The sequence below is a fragment of the Bradyrhizobium paxllaeri genome (assembly GCF_001693515.2).
GTDB lineage: Bacteria > Pseudomonadota > Alphaproteobacteria > Rhizobiales > Xanthobacteraceae > Bradyrhizobium > Bradyrhizobium paxllaeri.
Map to the genome: position 1 here is coordinate 4,256,257 of NZ_CP042968.1, position 15,548 is coordinate 4,271,804.

Consider the following 15,548-nt stretch of genomic DNA (forward strand, 5'->3'; position numbering starts at 1 on the left):
GGAGAACGGGTGTGACCCAAGGAAGTACAACTGCTGCGATCGAGATTTGGCCTGCGCTCATTCCGGGCGCGAAGCGGCTGGCGCGATCACTTGCGGTGCTTGGCTTCGTTGCCAGTTCCGCTGGCTGCATCCTGACCAAGGACCTGCCCGATCCCGCGCTCGACATTCCCGAGGGCTACAAGGCGGCCCGGCTTTCGAAGCCCAAGGATGCGCCGCCGACGCTCGACTGGTGGCGCGGCTTCCGTTCGCGCGAGCTGACGAGCCTGATGGAGGAGGCGCAAACCGTCAATCTGGACATCGCCGCCGCCACCGCGCGGTTCCAGCAGGCCGATGCGCAGGCGCGAATCGCGGGCGCGGCGTTGTTGCCGAGCCTCAGCGGTACCGGTTCAGAGAGCTATTCGCGCACCTCCGGATCGAGCGCCAGCGGCCTGACCAATGGCGGCCGCGAGGTGGTCAACTACTCGGCCTCGTTCAGCGCCAGCTATGAACTCGATTTCTGGGGCAAGAATCGCGACGCCGCGCAAGCCGCGGAAGAGACCGCGATCGCCAACCGCTTCGACCGCGACGTCGTCGCGCTGACCACGCTGACGACGGTTGCCAACGCTTATTTCCAGGTGCTAACCGCGCAGGACCGGCTTCGGACCGCGCAGCAGAACATCGCCAGCGCCGAGCGCATCCTCAACGCCATCCGCGACCGCTTCAAAGCCGGGACCGGCACCGACCTCGACGTCGCGCAGCAGGAGAGTGTGGTCGCCAACCAGCGCGCGCAGGTACCACCGCTGAAACAGACGCTCGACCAGAACATCAACGCGCTGGCAACCCTGGTGTCGAGGCCGCCGGAATCCGTTCGCGTCAAGGGCGGGTCACTCAACCAGATCGGGTCGCCGAGGGTCACGCCCGGCCTGCCGTCGGAGTTACTGACCCAGCGTCCTGACATCCGCCGACAGGAAGCGCAGCTTGCCTCGGCGACCGCCAATGTCGGCAATGCCCGCGCGCAGTTCTTTCCAAGCATCCAATTGACCGGGCAGGGCGGCTATCAAAGCTCGGCGCTGTCCTCGCTGTTTCAGCCGCACGCCGCCTTCTTCAGCATGGTCGGCAGCCTGACCCAGCCGATCTTCGACGGCGGCAGGATCCTCGGCAATTTCGAGTTTACCAAGGCGCGGCAGGACGAGTTGCTGCAGATCTATCGCAAGACCGTGGTGCAGGCCTTTGCCGATGTCGATAACGCCCTGTACTCGATCCGCCAGACCACGGAGAGGCTGCGGCTGCAGCGCGAAGTGGTGGCGGCATCGCGGCGGGCCTTCCAGCTTGCCGAGCAGCAGTTGCGAGCTGGAACCGCCGATATCGTAACTGTGCTAAATACGCAGACGACGTTATTCCAGGCGGAGGATTTGCTGTGGCAGGCCCAACTGGCCCGGCTGCAGGCGATCGTTAGCCTCTATCAGGCGCTGGGGGGCGGCTGGGAGCCAAGGATGGAAAGGCCGGTCGATGCTCTTTAAGCCGGAAATAAAGGAAGACGCGAAGACGACGCGCAAGCGCGTCGCGCGTGGGATTGGCCGGCGGATGGTGTCGTTGACGATCACGCTATTGATCCTTGGCGGGCTCGGCTATCTCGGCTGGAACGCCTTTCAGCAGAAGCCGGGCGGCCGCAACGGGCCCGGCGCCCGCCCCGACCTTCCGGTGCCGGTGCTGGCGGCCACGCCGCGCACGCAGGATGTCCCGGTCTATCTCGACGCGGTCGGCTCGGTCCGGGCGCTGAACACGGTGACGGTGCGCTCCCAGGTCGACGGCAAACTGATCAAGGTCAACTTCGTCGAAGGCCAGGACGTCAAGCAGGGCGACGTGCTCGCCGAGATTGATCCCGTGATCTACCAGGCCCAGTACGATCAGGCGGTGGCCAAGAAGGCGCAAGACGAGGCGCTGCTTGCCAACCAGAAGCTCGATCTGGCGCGCTATCAGCAGCTTGCCGCCTCGAATGCAGGTTCCAAGCAGCAGGCCGATACGCAGCGTGCCGTGGTCGCCCAGCAGGAGGCGCTGGTGCAGGCCGACCAGGCCGCGATCGACAATGCGAAGGCGATGCTCGGCTATACCAAGATCATCGCGCCGTTGACCGGGCGCGCCGGCCTGCGCCAGGTCGACCAGGGCAACATCATCCGCGCCGCCGACGCGACCGGGCTCGTCATCCTGACGCAGTTGCAGCCGATCGCGGTGCAGTTCAGCCTGCCGCAGCAGCAAATCGTGCGCGTCAACGCCGCTGCCGCCAAGGGGCCGCTCGCGGTGGACGTGTTCGGCAATGACGGCGTGACGGTGGTCGATACCGGTATGCTGAAGGGCATCGACAACCAGGTCGATCCGACCACCGGCACGCTGAAGCTGAAGGCGGAGTTTCCGAACGCCAAATTCCAGCTCTGGCCCGGGCAGTTCGTCAATGTGCGGCTGAAGGTCGAAACGCTGGAGAAGGCGATCGTGGTGCCGACCTCGGCGGTGCAGCGCGGCCCTGTCGGGACATTCAGCTATGTGATCGGTCCCGACAATGTCGCGACCGCCAAGGCGATCGTGGTGACGCAGCAGAACGAGAACGACGCGGTGATCGCGAGCGGCCTTTCGACGTCCGACCGCGTGGTGACGACCGGCTTTGCCAATCTGTCCGACGGCGCCAGGGTCCTGATCGGCACCGACGACCGGGCGCCGACCGCCGATCTGGCGCCGCGCAAGCGCAGCCGCTCGCCGGATGCGAAGGGCGGTCAAGGCAAGGACGGCCAGGTCCATCAGGGCAAGGACGGCGAGCATCGCGGCAAGCGCGAGCGCGGCGAGGGCGACCAGAAGGGACAAACCGGACCAGCGCGAGGTGAACCATCGGGCGGCGCGGCGAAGTCGCAGCCTTGATCGTCTGAAGCAACTTCGCAAAGCCATGAGTACGCAACCATGAGCGTATCCGAACCGTTCATCCGCCGGCCGATCGCGACCTCGCTGTTGGGGATCGCGCTGATGATCGGCGGTGCGCTCGGCTATTGGGCGCTGCCGGTATCGGCGCTGCCGCAGGTCGATTTCCCGACCGTGCAGGTGACGACGCAACTGCCGGGCGCGAGCCCCGATGTGGTGGCGTCCCTGATCACGGCGCCGCTCGAGCGCCAGCTCGGGCAGATCCCGTCGCTGTCGTCGATGCAGTCGACCTCCTCGTACGGCGTCAGCCAGATATCGCTGCAGTTCGACCTCAACCGCGACATCGACGGGGCGACTCAGGACGTTCAGGCCGCGATCAACGCCGCCGCCGGAATCCTGCCGAAAAACCTGCCGTATCCGCCGACCTACGCCAAGGTCAATCCGGCGGATGCGCCGGTCCTGACGCTGGCGCTGACGTCGGAGACGATTTCGCTGCGTGCGATGAGCGATATCGCCGACACCCTCCTCGGCCAGCGGCTCAGTCAGATTTCCGGTGTCGGGCGCGTCGCCATCCTCGGTGGGCTCAAGCCTGCGGTGCGGGTGCAGGCGGATCTGGCGCGGCTCGCCGCCTACGGCATCTCGATGGAGGATCTGCGCAACGCCATTGCGGGCGCCAACGTGTCGGGGCCGAAGGGATCGCTCGACGGCGCGCAGCAGGCCTACACCATCGCTGCCAACGACCAGATCGCGGCGGCGGACGCCTACAAGCCGATCATCATCGCCTATCGCAACGGCTCGCCGGTCACGATCGGCGACGTCGCCATCATCATCGACGGGCTGGAGAACGATCGGACCGGCGGCTGGTATCAGGGCACGCCGGCCGTGATCATCGACATCCAGCGGCAGCCCGGCGCCAACGTCATCGAGGTCGTCAGGCAGATCCGTGCAGAAATTCCCAAGCTGCAGCGCTCGATCCCGGCCGGCGTCAATTTGCACGTGGTCTCCGACCGCACCGTCACCATTCGCGCCTCGGTGCGGGACGTCCAGTTCACGCTGATCCTTGCCGTGGTGCTGGTGACGCTGGTGGTGCTGTTGTTCCTGCGCTCGCTGCGCGCCACTCTGATCGCGGGCGTGGCACTGCCGCTGTCGCTGATCACGAGCTTCGGCATCATGTATTTCGCAGGCTTCAGCCTCGACAATCTGTCGCTGATGGCGCTCACGATCGGCACCGGCTTCGTGGTCGATGATGCCATCGTGATGATCGAGAACATCGTCCGTCACATGGAAAACGGCGAGTCCGTGATGGAGGCGTCACTGAAGGGCGCCAGCGAAATCGGCTTTACCGTGATCTCGCTGACGGTATCGCTGATCGCGGTCTTCATCCCGCTTCTGTTCATGTCCGGGCTGGTCGGACGCATGTTCCGCGAGTTCGCGCTGACGCTGACGATCGCGGTCGTGACCTCCGCGATCGTGTCACTGACGCTGACGCCGATGATGTGTTCGCGGCTGCTCAAGCATGTCGGCGAGGAGATGACGGTCCCCGGCCTTGCCGCCGTCAGCCGTTTCATCGACCGTACGGTCGACTTGTACCATCGTACGCTGCTGTGGGTGCTGCAGCGCCAGCGCGCGACGCTGATGGTGACCTTCGCCACCATTGTCGCGACGCTGCTGATGTATGTGGTCGCGCCGAAGGGCTTCCTGCCGCTGCAGGACACCGCGTCGATCACCGCGGTGACCGAAGCCGGCCCCGACGTTTCCTTTGCCGAGATGCAGAGCCGTCAGGCGGCGGCCGCGGCCGCGATCCAGGCCGATCCGGATGTGGTCGGCGTGGTCTCCGTGATCGGGGCCGGTTCCGTCAATCCGACCACCAATGTCGGGCGTCTCGTGATGACGCTGCGGCCGCGCGGCGAGCGGGAGGATGACATTTCGGTCGTGGTCGACCGGCTGAAGCAGCGCACCGCCTCGATCCCCGGCATGAAGATCTATTTCCAGCCGGTGCAAGACGTGCAGATCTCGACCCAGTCGAGCCGCTCGCAGTACCAGTATACGCTGACCGGCACCGATGCGGCGGAAGTGTCCAAGTGGTCGCAGAAGCTGATTGCCGAAATGCGCCGGGATCCGCTGTTCCGCGACGTCTCGTCGGAAGCGCAGGAGGGCGGTTTGCGCGCCGCGCTCGACATCAACCGGCAGCGCGCGGGCCAGCTCGGCGTCAGCGTCCAGGCGGTCAACGACACCCTCAACGACGCCTTTGCGCAGCGGCAGATTTCGACGATTTACGGCCAGGCCAACCAGTACCGCGTGGTGCTGGAGGCGATGCCGATGTACCAGCGCGATCCCTCGATCCTGTCAAAACTCTACCTGCCGGGGGCTGCGAGCACCACCGTCGGCGCGCCCAACGCCCAGGTGCCGCTGTCGGCGGTGGCGACGCTGACCCGCACCACGGCGCCGCTGGCGATTTCGCATCTGGCGCAGTTTCCGGCGATCTCGCTCAGCTTCAATCTCGGGCCCGGCGAGGCGCTCGGCGATGCCGTCGAGGCCGTCAAGAAGATCGAGACCAGGATCGGCATGCCCGGCAGTATCGTCGGCGTCTATGCGGGCGATGCGGCCGAGTTCTCCAAATCGCTGGCCGGCCAGCCCTGGCTCATCCTGGCGGCGATCGTCACCATCTACATCGTGCTGGGCGTGCTCTACGAGAGCTACATCCACCCCATCACCATTCTCTCGACGCTGCCCTCCGCCGGCGTCGGCGCCATTCTGGCGCTGATGCTGTTCGGGCAAGACCTGTCGGTGATCGGCCTGATCGGCATCATTCTGTTGATGGGCATCGTCAAGAAGAACGCGATCATGATGATCGACTTCGCGCTGGAGGCGGAGCGGCATCAGGGCATGTCGCCTTCCGAGGCGATCGTACAGGCCTGCCTGCTGCGCTTCCGCCCGATCATGATGACGACGCTGGCTGCGCTGTTCGGCGCATTGCCGCTGGCGATCGAGAGCGGCACCGGCGCCGAATTGCGCTTTCCGCTCGGCATTTCCATCATCGGCGGTCTGCTGCTGAGCCAGTTGCTGACGCTCTACACGACGCCGGTGATCTATCTGGCGCTCGACCGGATCAATCGCAAAATCGAGAAGGCCGTGCCGGACCCAGGGCCGCCCGGACCCACGGTCGCCGGCGCCACCGAGGGGATGCAATAGATGGCATCGATCTCGGAGCCCTTCATCCGGCGGCCGGTTGGCACCACGCTGCTGGCGATCGGGCTCTTTCTGGTCGGCATCGTCGCCTACGTGTTCCTGCCGGTGTCGTCCGTTCCGAACGTCGATTTCCCGATGATCCGGGTGTCCGCGACGCGGCCGGGCGCGGACCCTTCCGTGATGGCGTCGACCGTCGCGGCGCCGCTGGAGCGCCGGCTTGGCCAGATCGCGGGACTGGACAAGATCACCTCGACCAGTTCGCTCGGCTCCACCAGCATTCAATTGCAATTCTCGATCGGCCGCGACATCGACCGCGCCGCCCGCGACGTGCAGGCCGCGATCAATGCGTCGCTGGCCGATTTGCCGAGCGACCTGCCGTCGCTGCCGCGTTTCCGTAAATCCAATCCCGCTGCCGCGCCGGTGTTCGTGCTGGCGCTGACGTCAAAGACGCTGACGACGAGCGCCATGTACGACGTCGCCGATACCGTGATCGCGCAGCGGATCTCGCAGGTGCCTGGTGTCGGCGAGGTCACGGTCTCTGGCGCCGATCAGCCGGCGGTGCGGATCGCGCTCAACCCGGTGGCGCTGTCGAATGCGGGGATTGCCACCGACGACGTTCGTCAGGCGATCATCAACGCCAACCCGCTTGGTCCGGTCGGGATATTCAACGGCGGCCGCCAGAGCGAGACGATTTCGACCAACAAGCAGATGCGAACGGCGGCCGAATTCCGCGACGTCATCATCAAGAGTTCGGCCGGCAATTTCGTCCGCCTGTCCGATGTGGCGGATGTGGAAGATTCCGTCCGCAATGCCCGCTCGATCGCCTGGTTCAACAAGCAGCCGGCGGTGCTGATCCAGATCACCAAGCAGGGCGACGCCAATGTGATCGACACCGTCGATCGGGTGAGGGCGCTGATTCCCGAACTGAAGCAGTGGCTGCCCGGCGGGGTGGAAATTTCCACGCTGGTCGACCGCACCGGCACCATCCGCGCCAGCGTGCTCGACATGCAGTTCACGCTGCTGGCGACCGCCTTCCTGGTCATGGTGGTGGTATTCGCCTTCCTGCGGCGGCTGACGCCGACAATCGCGGCCGGCGTTTCGGTGCCGCTGGCGCTGGCCGGCACCTGCGCCGGGATGTGGCTCGCCGGATTCTCGATCGACAACCTGTCGCTGATGGCGCTGGCGATTTCCGTCGGCTTCGTGGTCGACGATGCCATCGTCATGATCGAGAACATGTACCGCAATCTCGAACAGGGCATGGCGCCGTATCCGGCGGCGCTCGAAGGCGCCAAGCAGATCGGCTTTACCGTGCTGTCGATCAGCCTGTCCTTGATCGCGGCATTTACGCCGCTGATCTTCATGGACGGCATCGTCGGCCGGCTGCTGCGCGAATTCTCGCTGACGCTGACCTTTGCCATCGTGGTCTCGACCGTGGTCTCGCTCACGATCACGCCGATGATCTGCGCGCATTACATCAAGGAAGCGACCTCAGACCATGCCACCTGGTTCGACCGCCTCGTCGAGGGCACGCTGTCGCGCATCGTGGCCTTTTATGCCCGGACGCTGCGCGCGGTATTGAATTTCCCGTTCCTGACCCTGCTCGTGTTCTTCGCCACCATCGCGCTGACGGTGGTGCTCTACATCAAGACGCCGAAGGGCTATTTTCCGACCGATGACAGCGGCTTCGTGATCGGCTCGACACGCGCTTCGGCCGACACCTCATTCCAGGCGATGCTGGGGTTGCAGCAGCAACTGGCTGACATCGTGATGGCCGATCCGGCGGTCGCGGGCGTTGGCTCGTCGCTCGGCGGCAGCGCTGGGCCGGGCGGCGGCGGTTCCAACCGCGGCACCATGTTCATCAGCCTGAAGCCGCCGGAGGAGCGGGAAGGCGTGTCGACGGCGCAGGTGATCGATCGCCTGCGGCGCAATCTCTACCGGGTCGCCGGCATCCGCCTATTCATGTTCGCGGCGCAGGATATCCGCACCGGCGGGCGGCAGAGCGATTCCGACTATCAGTACACGCTGTCGAGCACCAACCTCGACCTGCTGCAGAAATGGGCCCCGATCGTCGCCAAGCGCATGGAGACGGTGGAGGGCATCACCGACATCTCCAGTGACCGCGATCCCGGAGGCTTGCAATTGTCGCTGGTGATCGACCGCAAGACCGCCGCGAGCCTCGGCGTTCGGGTCCAGGATATTGACAATGCCCTGAACAATGCATTCGCGCAGCGGCAGATTTCGATCATCTATACCCAGCGCAACCAGTACATGGTGGTGCTGGAGATCGATCCGAAATTCCAGGCGGACCCGTCCAATCTCGAGCGCATCTTCGTGGCCGGCGCCAACGACGCCCAGGTTCCGCTATCGGCCGTGGTGCGCTACCAGCGCGGCCTGTCGGCGCTCGCGGTATATCACTCGCAATCGTTCCCCTCGACGACGGTCTCGTTCAATCTGCTGCCCGACGTGCCGCTGGAGGTCGCGACCACAAACATCCAGCGCGCGGTCGATGAGCTGCATATGCCGGAAGGTATCCGCGGCAGTTTTGACGGCAATGCCGGCGACTTCAACAAGACCAGCGGACGGCAGCCGCTTCTGATCCTCGGCGCATTGGTCGCGATGTATATCGTGCTCGGCGTGCTCTATGAGAGCCTGGCGCATCCGATCACGATCATCTCGACGCTGCCTTCAGCGGGGCTCGGCGCACTGCTGGCATTGCAGGTGACGAATACTCCGCTGACGGTGATAGCTTTCGTCGGCATCATCCTGCTGATCGGCATCGTCAAGAAGAACGGTATCATGATGGTCGATTTCGCGCTCGACGCCGAGCGCAACCGCGGTCTGTCGTCGGCGGATGCGATCTTCGAGGCCTGCCGCGCCCGCTTCCGCCCCATTCTGATGACGACGATGGCGGCGCTGTTTGCCGGCATTCCGCTGGTGATCGCCACCGGCCCCGGAACCGAGCTGCGCCGGCCGCTCGGCATCACCATCATCGGCGGCCTGTTCGTCTCCCAGATCCTGACGCTCTACACCACGCCGGTCATTTACCTGCTGATCGACCGGCTGCGCCAGCGGTCCCGGCCGGCCGCGGTGGCAGCCCCCGCCGAATAGTTGAACACCCGGCCACGGACAGCGTATAGCGGGCGGATGCCAAACCCATCCAATCCCCAGGCCGGCGCCGCCGTGGAGGCCGTTCCGGAGTGTCCGCGCTGCGGCAAGCCGCTGCCGCTCTGCATCTGCGACAGCGTGACCCCGGTCGAAAGCAGGATCTCGCTGCTGATCCTGCAACATCCGCAGGAGCAGGACAGGACGCTCGGCACCGCGCGGCTGACGGCGCAGCATTTTGCGGATGCCGTGGTCAAAATCGGCTTGTCCTGGCCGAGCCTGTCCAAGGCGTTGGGCCGGACGGTTCATGATCCCTCGCGCTGGGCGGTGCTTTATCTTGGTTCAGCCAAAGTCGCCGACCTCGACACCGATGCCGAGATCGTGGCGATCAACCGCAAGGGCGAAATCGAGCCGCACCAGCGTGCGATCCTGTCCGACATCGAGGGCGTCGTGCTGCTTGACGGAACCTGGAGCCAGGCCAAGGCGCTGTGGTGGCGCAATGCCTGGATGCTGAAATGCCAGCGGGTCATTCTCGGGCCGAAGCGCCCGTCGCGTTACGGCAAGCTGCGCAAGGAGCCGCGCCGCGACGGCCTTTCCACCATCGAGGCCGCGGGCCTGCTGCTGGCCAGGCTCGAGAAGCGTCCCGAAATCTCGGAGGCGCTCAACGCCACCTTCGATCGGATGCTGGCGCGGTATCGCGAGGTGCAGGCGGAGATGCCGGAAGTCGCGCCGAAGCCGAAAAAGCGGGACTGGCGGCGGCGCAAGCGGGGGTAACGGCGGCGCTCGAAGGGATAGTCGGTGCAGGTTCGTATCGCTCGCGCGTTACGGGCTATGGGCTCGTTATGCTCGCGGTGCTGGGGCCGAGTTCCAATGTCGGCAACAAGACATAGCTACCCCCTGTTTGCCCAGAAACGGCTGTGGACAAGGGTGACACCGCCCTTGACGATGCTAAATTCGTCCCCCTCCGCGTAACAATTTTGGAGCAATAGTCGATGACTTTAAGCACAGAAATTCTGACGCGTTCCCCATTACTCGACGCTGATGAACTTGAAGGGGAAATCGGCAACATAATCCATCAAACCCGGCGAGGGCCGGCGATGCCAGGGGTGTCAAACGGCTACGATCAGCCGCTGCCGAAGGGCCCGATGCCCGACTACGTCGCCCACAAGGAAGGGGTTAATCAGGTCGGCAAACTCTCGGCCGAAGCCGTGGTCCGCGAATACGACGCGGCGGTGAAGGAGATTGAAGCGCTCGGCACTGAACTGTCCGAGGCCGCCAAGAAATGCGAGGCAATGGTCGCGGGTGTTCACGCGATGGTGACCGAAATCAGGGAGTTGGCGGCGAACTATCGCGAGGAAGGCAAGCGCTACTTCCTGCAGATCGAGGATTGTTCCTTGATGACATCGGAAGTCCGCACCGTTTGCGAAGCGCTGAAGAAGAAAATTGCCGCGGGTAGTAGTCTGGCCGCGTGATATTCCGGCTGTGGCCGGTTCTGCTAATGGCCGCACCGTTCATCGTCGCGGCCATTAGCTGGATATTCTGACGGCGCACCGGCTGTTCAGGCTGATCAAAATGTGCCGCCCACGGCGGCTTGAGGCTGCGGCCAACGCGCTATTGTGGCGATATGTCGCCAACGCCGCGGGAGCCATTTGCGGGCTTGATGATTATCTGCAGCCAAATGCATCTGTAATCCAGCGGCTGGGCACGGCCGTCTTCAGCACCGATCTGCAGGGCTTGAGATGACGAAGCATGGTGGATAACCGTCTTCGAAGTCGACGGATTCGCGCCGCAAATGCTGGATTGGCAAATGCTGGATAGGGACGCGGAACTGTCTCCGCTTTCGTTCACCAGGGACAAGGATATTCACGCTTTGCCGTCTTCGATCCTCTCGCACCTTCATTTCGGCGGCGCCGAACTCAGTTTCCGAAAGAAATTTCGCCTGTTCTTCACGGTCGGCGCCGTCGTGCTGGTGCTGGGTAGCGTCAAGGCGATCGTTCACTATTTCGAGTTCGAATTCCTCGATCTCAACGGCCTGGTGACGAGCGGTATCGGCGGCGCCATCTTCATCATCGGCTTCCTGCTGTCGAGCATTCTCAAGGACTACAAGGAAGCCGAGCAAATCCCGACGGTGCTGCGCACCGCGATCGAGGCGATCGACGGCGATCTGGAATGCTTCGCGTCGACCAACGAGCGCTTCAATCTCAGGGAAGCGCGGCTGATCCTTCTGGGTGTGATCGGAAAACTGCGTGACGGTCTCGGCCACGCCTACGATCACAAGAACATTGCCCCCGTGCTCGCCGAGCTTGGCAAGCTGACGCCCATCCTCGGAAGGCTGGAGGGCATGGGCATGGCCGCGAATTTCGTCGTGCGCCTGCGCGCCAACCAGGACGCGATCCGCCGGGTGCTGCTGCGGATCTACACCATCCAGCGCGTCGAGTTCGTGCCGTCGGTGCATGTTCTCGTGCAGACGCTGGTATTGTCGATCATCGTGCTGTTGCTTATGCTGAAGACGGAGGGCGATCCGGCCGCGGCCTTGCTGTTCGGATTCATCACCTACATGTTCGTCTACGTCCTGTACCTGATCCGGCTGCTCGAACAGCCCTTCGCCAAGGGACGCGGTTCCGTCGACGACGTCAGCTTCTTCCTGCTGGACGAACTGGAGGAGCAATTGCGCCACTCGCTGGATCACGACGGCGGACGGAAGCGGCTCCAGGCAATGGGGCGGGCCTGAGCGTTGCACGATAACGGAACGGCGCCGCGGCGTGGCGCCGTCCGGTTCCGCCCGGTCTACTTGTTGAAGCGGGCCTGGCCGGATTTTCCGGCATCGGTCTTGACCTGCAGGGTGACGGCCGCGCCGGACGGAAGGGCCTTCTTGGCCTCGCCCTTGAGCGAATTGTCGCCGGCGATGAGGTCAACGGTTTCGCGCTCCGAGCCGCTCACGATCAAGGCCGCGCCGGTGAAGCCCTTGGCCGCGACCGGCTTGTTGTCCTCGTTCAGAATATGGAACGTTATCGTGCTGCCGGACGCAACGAACTCGGCGTGAACGCCGGCGACGTCCTTGACCGGACCGCCGTTGGGGCCCTTGACGTTGCCGTGATCATGTTGCTGGGCGAGGGCAGGCGATCCGAGCAAGACAGAAGCGGCGGCGATCATCGCGAGTTTACGCATGTTGTACTCCGTTGGTTGGTTGGGATTGAGCCGCGACGGGCGCTGAATCGCGCCGGAACAGAACGTAGAGCGCTGGCAGCACGAGCAGGGTGAGGATGGTCGAGGAGATGATGCCGCCGATGACCACGGTGGCCAGCGGGCGCTGCACCTCCGCGCCCGGGCCGGTGGCGATCGCCATCGGCACGAGGCCGAGGGACGCGACGAGCGCCGTCATCAGCACCGGGCGCAGCCGGGTGAGGGCGCCTTCGGTCACGGCATCGATCACCGACCGGCCATCCCTCCGCAGTTTCTCGATGAAGGCGATGATGACGAGACCGTTCAAAACGGCGACGCCTGATAGCGCGATGAAGCCGATGCCGGCGCTGATCGAAAGGGGGATGCCACGCGTCAGAAGGGCCGCCACGCCTCCGGTGAGCGCCAGCGGCACGCCGCTGAACACCAGCGCGGCGTCGGCGGCTGAGCCCAGGCTCATGAACAGCAGCAGGAAGATCAGCAGCAGCGCGACCGGAACCACGATGGTGAGGCGCTTGGCGGCCGAGACCAGTTGCTCGAACTGGCCGCCCCAGCCAATCCAGTAGCCCGCCGGCAATTGAACGTCGCGGGCGATTGCGGCCTGCGCTTCCGAAACGAAGGAGCCGAGGTCGCGGCCGCGCACATTGGCGGTGATGACAATACGTCGCTTGCCGTTCTCGCGGCTGATCTGGTTCGGGCCGGGCGCCGACTCCACCGTCGCAACTGCGGAAAGCGGAACGTAGCGCTGCAAGGCCGGCGAAAGGTTCACCGGCGCCGCGCGTGCTCCCGTGCTCTTTTCCTCAAGCGCCGGAAGCGGGATGGGAAGGGCGCCGATGGCGTCGATATCGACGCGCAAATGCTCAGGCAACCGGACGACGAGCTCGAAGCGCCGGTCGCCCTCGAACACCAGGCCGGCATGCTTGCCGCCGATCGCGATCTCCACGATGTTCTGGACGTCGGCGGCGGACAGGCCGTAGCGCGCCAGCGCGGCGCGGTTCAACTTGACCGTCAGCACGGGCAGGCCGGTGACCTGCTCGGTCTTGACGTCGGAAGCACCCGGGACTTTCTGGATCACCGCCTGCACGCGACCCGCTACCTGCAGCAGCGTATCGAGATTGTCGCCGAACACCTTGACGCCGACGTCGCTGCGGACGCCCGAGATCAGTTCGTTGAAACGCATCTGGATCGGCTGGGTGAATTCGTAGTTGTTGCCCGGCACTTCCGCGACCCGCTTCTCCAGGGCCTCGACAAGATCCGACTTCGATCTTTTCGGATCGGGCCACTGGTCCCGCGGCTTCAACATGACGAAATTGTCGGCGACGTTCGGCGGCATCGGGTCGGTCGCCACCTCCGCCGTGCCGACCTTGGAGAATACTTCCTTCACTTCCGGAAATTCGCGGATCGCAGTCTCCAGCGTCTTTTGCATTTCCATTGCCTGGCTGAGGCTGGTTCCGGGAATGCGCATGGCGTGCAGCGCGATGTCGCCCTCATCGAGGCTCGGGATGAATTCGCCGCCCATGCGGGTCGCGACGAGACCGGTGAGCACCACGATGATTGCTGCGGAAAGCGCGACAACTCCGCGATTTCGGATGCTGGCGTGGAGCATGGGGGCGTACAGCCGGCTGCTCATGCGCATGAACCAGTTCTCATGCTCGGAAACCCGGCCGCGGACCAGCAGGGCGATTGCCGCCGGCACGAATGTCAGGGAGAGGATCGCCGCCGCGCCGAGGGCAAAGAGCACGGTGATCGCCATCGGCCTGAACATCTTTCCTTCGATGCCGGTCAGCGTCAGGATCGGAAGATAAACCACCGCGATGATCAGCGTGCCGAACAGGCTCGGACTGATGACCTGCCTTGCGCCCTTGACGATGGTCTCAAACCGCTCCTGCGTGGAAAGCATGCGGCCCCGGCTCGCTTGCTCCTGCGCGAGCAGGCGCAAGCAGTTTTCGACGATGATCACCGCGCCGTCGATGATGATGCCGAAATCGATGGCGCCAAGACTCAGTAGATTGGCGCTGGTCTTGCTCTGCACCATCCCGATCACGGTGATCAGCATGGCGAGCGGAATGACGCAGGCGGCCGCAATCGCGGCCCGGAAATTGCCGAGAACGAGAAACAGCACGGCGACGACGAGCAGCGCGCCTTCGAGCAGGTTCTTCTTGACGGTCACGATCGTGGCTTCAACCAACGCGGTGCGATCGTACAGCGTGCGCGCGACGACGCCTTCCGGCAATGACGCCGCGGTCGCCTGCAGCTTCTGGTCGACGCGCTGCGCCACGGCACGGCTGTTTTCGCCAATCAGCAGCATCGCCGTGCCGATCACGGCTTCCTTGCCGTTGACATTGGCGGCGCCGGTGCGAAGCTCCTTTCCTTCCTCGACGGTCGCGATGTCGGAGATCCGGATGGGCACGCCCTGCCGGGAGCCGATCACGATGTCTTTGATCTCGTCGATGTCAGCGACCTGACCGGGGGTGCGCACCAGATATTGCTCGCCGTTGCGCTCGATGTAGCCGGCGCCGACATTGGCATTGTTGGCCGCGAGCGCGGTCATGATGTCGCGGAACGACAGCTTGTAGGCCATCAGGCGGGCCGGATCCGGCAGGACATGAAACTGGCGCTGGTAGCCGCCGATCGCGTTCACCTCGACGACGCCGGGCACGGTGCGCAACTGGGGCTTGATGATCCAGTCCTGGATCGTGCGGAGCTCGGTGGTGGAGTAGGGCTTGCCGTCGGCGTTCTTTGCGTCCGGCCTGGCCTCGACGGCGAACTGGAAGATCTCACCAAGGCCGGTGGACACCGGCCCCATGGCCGTTGCGACGCCCGGCGGAAGCTGGTCCTTCACCTGCTGGATGCGCTCGTTGACGAGTTGGCGCGCGAAGTAGATGTCGGTTCCGTCCTGAAAGACGACCGTGACCTGGCTCAAGCCATAGCGCGACAGCGAACGGGTGTATTCAAGCCTCGGAAGGCCGCCCATCGCCGTCTCGATCGGGAAGGTGATTCGCTGCTCGACTTCAAGCGGCGAATAGCCGGCCGCCGTACTGTTGATCTGCACCTGCACGTTGGTGATGTCAGGCACCGCGTCGATCGGCAGCCGGGTGAACGACCAAGCGCCGAATGCGGCAACGCCTGATACAATGATCATCACCAGCCAGCGCTGGCGGACCGAGAATGCAAGGATGGCTTCAATCATGACC

Annotated in this window: 9 protein-coding genes; 7 read left to right on the forward strand and 2 right to left on the reverse strand. The window is 64.4% G+C overall.

The window, feature by feature from the left end; genetic code table 11:
* Window positions 1-44 precede the first annotated feature (44 nt).
* The 7 genes from LMTR21_RS20355 to LMTR21_RS20385 all read left to right on the forward strand — a co-directional run bounded on the left by LMTR21_RS20355 (window position 45) and on the right by LMTR21_RS20385 (window position 11,905).
* Window positions 45-1,499, forward strand: a complete 1,455-nt coding sequence (locus tag LMTR21_RS20355) for an efflux transporter outer membrane subunit (RefSeq protein WP_430642588.1) — start codon at window positions 45-47, stop codon at window positions 1,497-1,499.
* Window positions 1,489-2,886 carry an efflux RND transporter periplasmic adaptor subunit gene (locus LMTR21_RS20360; protein WP_065756193.1) on the forward strand — a complete coding sequence of 466 codons (1,398 nt, stop codon included), beginning with the start codon at window positions 1,489-1,491 and terminating at the stop codon, window positions 2,884-2,886. The genes LMTR21_RS20355 and LMTR21_RS20360 overlap by 11 nt, the downstream gene beginning before the upstream one ends.
* A 39-nt stretch (window positions 2,887-2,925) precedes the next feature.
* On the forward strand, window positions 2,926-6,075 hold the full coding sequence (locus tag LMTR21_RS20365) for an efflux RND transporter permease subunit (protein WP_065756192.1): 3,150 nt from the start codon (window positions 2,926-2,928) through the stop codon (window positions 6,073-6,075).
* On the forward strand, window positions 6,076-9,180 hold the full coding sequence (locus LMTR21_RS20370) for an efflux RND transporter permease subunit (RefSeq protein ID WP_148635988.1): 3,105 nt from the start codon (window positions 6,076-6,078) through the stop codon (window positions 9,178-9,180).
* A 36-nt stretch (window positions 9,181-9,216) separates the two neighbouring features.
* On the forward strand, window positions 9,217-9,948 hold the full coding sequence (locus LMTR21_RS20375) for a tRNA-uridine aminocarboxypropyltransferase (protein WP_065756190.1): 732 nt from the start codon (window positions 9,217-9,219) through the stop codon (window positions 9,946-9,948).
* A 218-nt stretch (window positions 9,949-10,166) separates the two neighbouring features.
* Window positions 10,167-10,646 (forward strand): hypothetical protein, encoded by a 480-nt coding sequence (locus LMTR21_RS20380; RefSeq protein ID WP_187399148.1) that lies wholly within the window; start codon window positions 10,167-10,169, stop codon window positions 10,644-10,646.
* A gap of 398 nt (window positions 10,647-11,044) precedes the next feature.
* Window positions 11,045-11,905 (forward strand): hypothetical protein, encoded by an 861-nt coding sequence (locus LMTR21_RS20385; protein WP_065756334.1) that lies wholly within the window; start codon window positions 11,045-11,047, stop codon window positions 11,903-11,905.
* Window positions 11,906-11,961: 56 nt separating this feature from the next.
* Here LMTR21_RS20385 and LMTR21_RS20390 read toward each other — a convergent pair whose 3' ends face one another.
* A complete protein-coding gene (locus LMTR21_RS20390) occupies window positions 11,962-12,342 on the reverse strand; it encodes a hypothetical protein (protein WP_065756188.1) in 381 nt (126 codons plus the stop codon).
* Window positions 12,335-15,544, reverse strand: a complete 3,210-nt coding sequence (locus LMTR21_RS20395; RefSeq protein ID WP_065756187.1) for an efflux RND transporter permease subunit — start codon at window positions 15,542-15,544, stop codon at window positions 12,335-12,337. Before LMTR21_RS20395 ends, LMTR21_RS20390 begins: the two co-directional genes overlap by 8 nt.
* Window positions 15,545-15,548: the final 4 nt, after the last annotated feature.

Coding starts and splice junctions, on each gene's coding strand:
- LMTR21_RS20360 (WP_065756193.1), top strand. CDS start 1,489: ATGCTCTTTAAGCCGGAAATAAAGGAAGACGCGAAGACGACGCGCAAG.
- LMTR21_RS20365 (WP_065756192.1), top strand. CDS start 2,926: ATGAGCGTATCCGAACCGTTCATCCGCCGGCCGATCGCGACCTCGCTG.
- LMTR21_RS20370 (WP_148635988.1), top strand. CDS start 6,076: ATGGCATCGATCTCGGAGCCCTTCATCCGGCGGCCGGTTGGCACCACG.
- LMTR21_RS20375 (WP_065756190.1), top strand. CDS start 9,217: ATGCCAAACCCATCCAATCCCCAGGCCGGCGCCGCCGTGGAGGCCGTT.
- LMTR21_RS20380 (WP_187399148.1), top strand. CDS start 10,167: ATGACTTTAAGCACAGAAATTCTGACGCGTTCCCCATTACTCGACGCT.
- LMTR21_RS20390 (WP_065756188.1), bottom strand. CDS start 12,342: ATGCGTAAACTCGCGATGATCGCCGCCGCTTCTGTCTTGCTCGGATCG.
- LMTR21_RS20395 (WP_065756187.1), bottom strand. CDS start 15,544: ATGATTGAAGCCATCCTTGCATTCTCGGTCCGCCAGCGCTGGCTGGTG.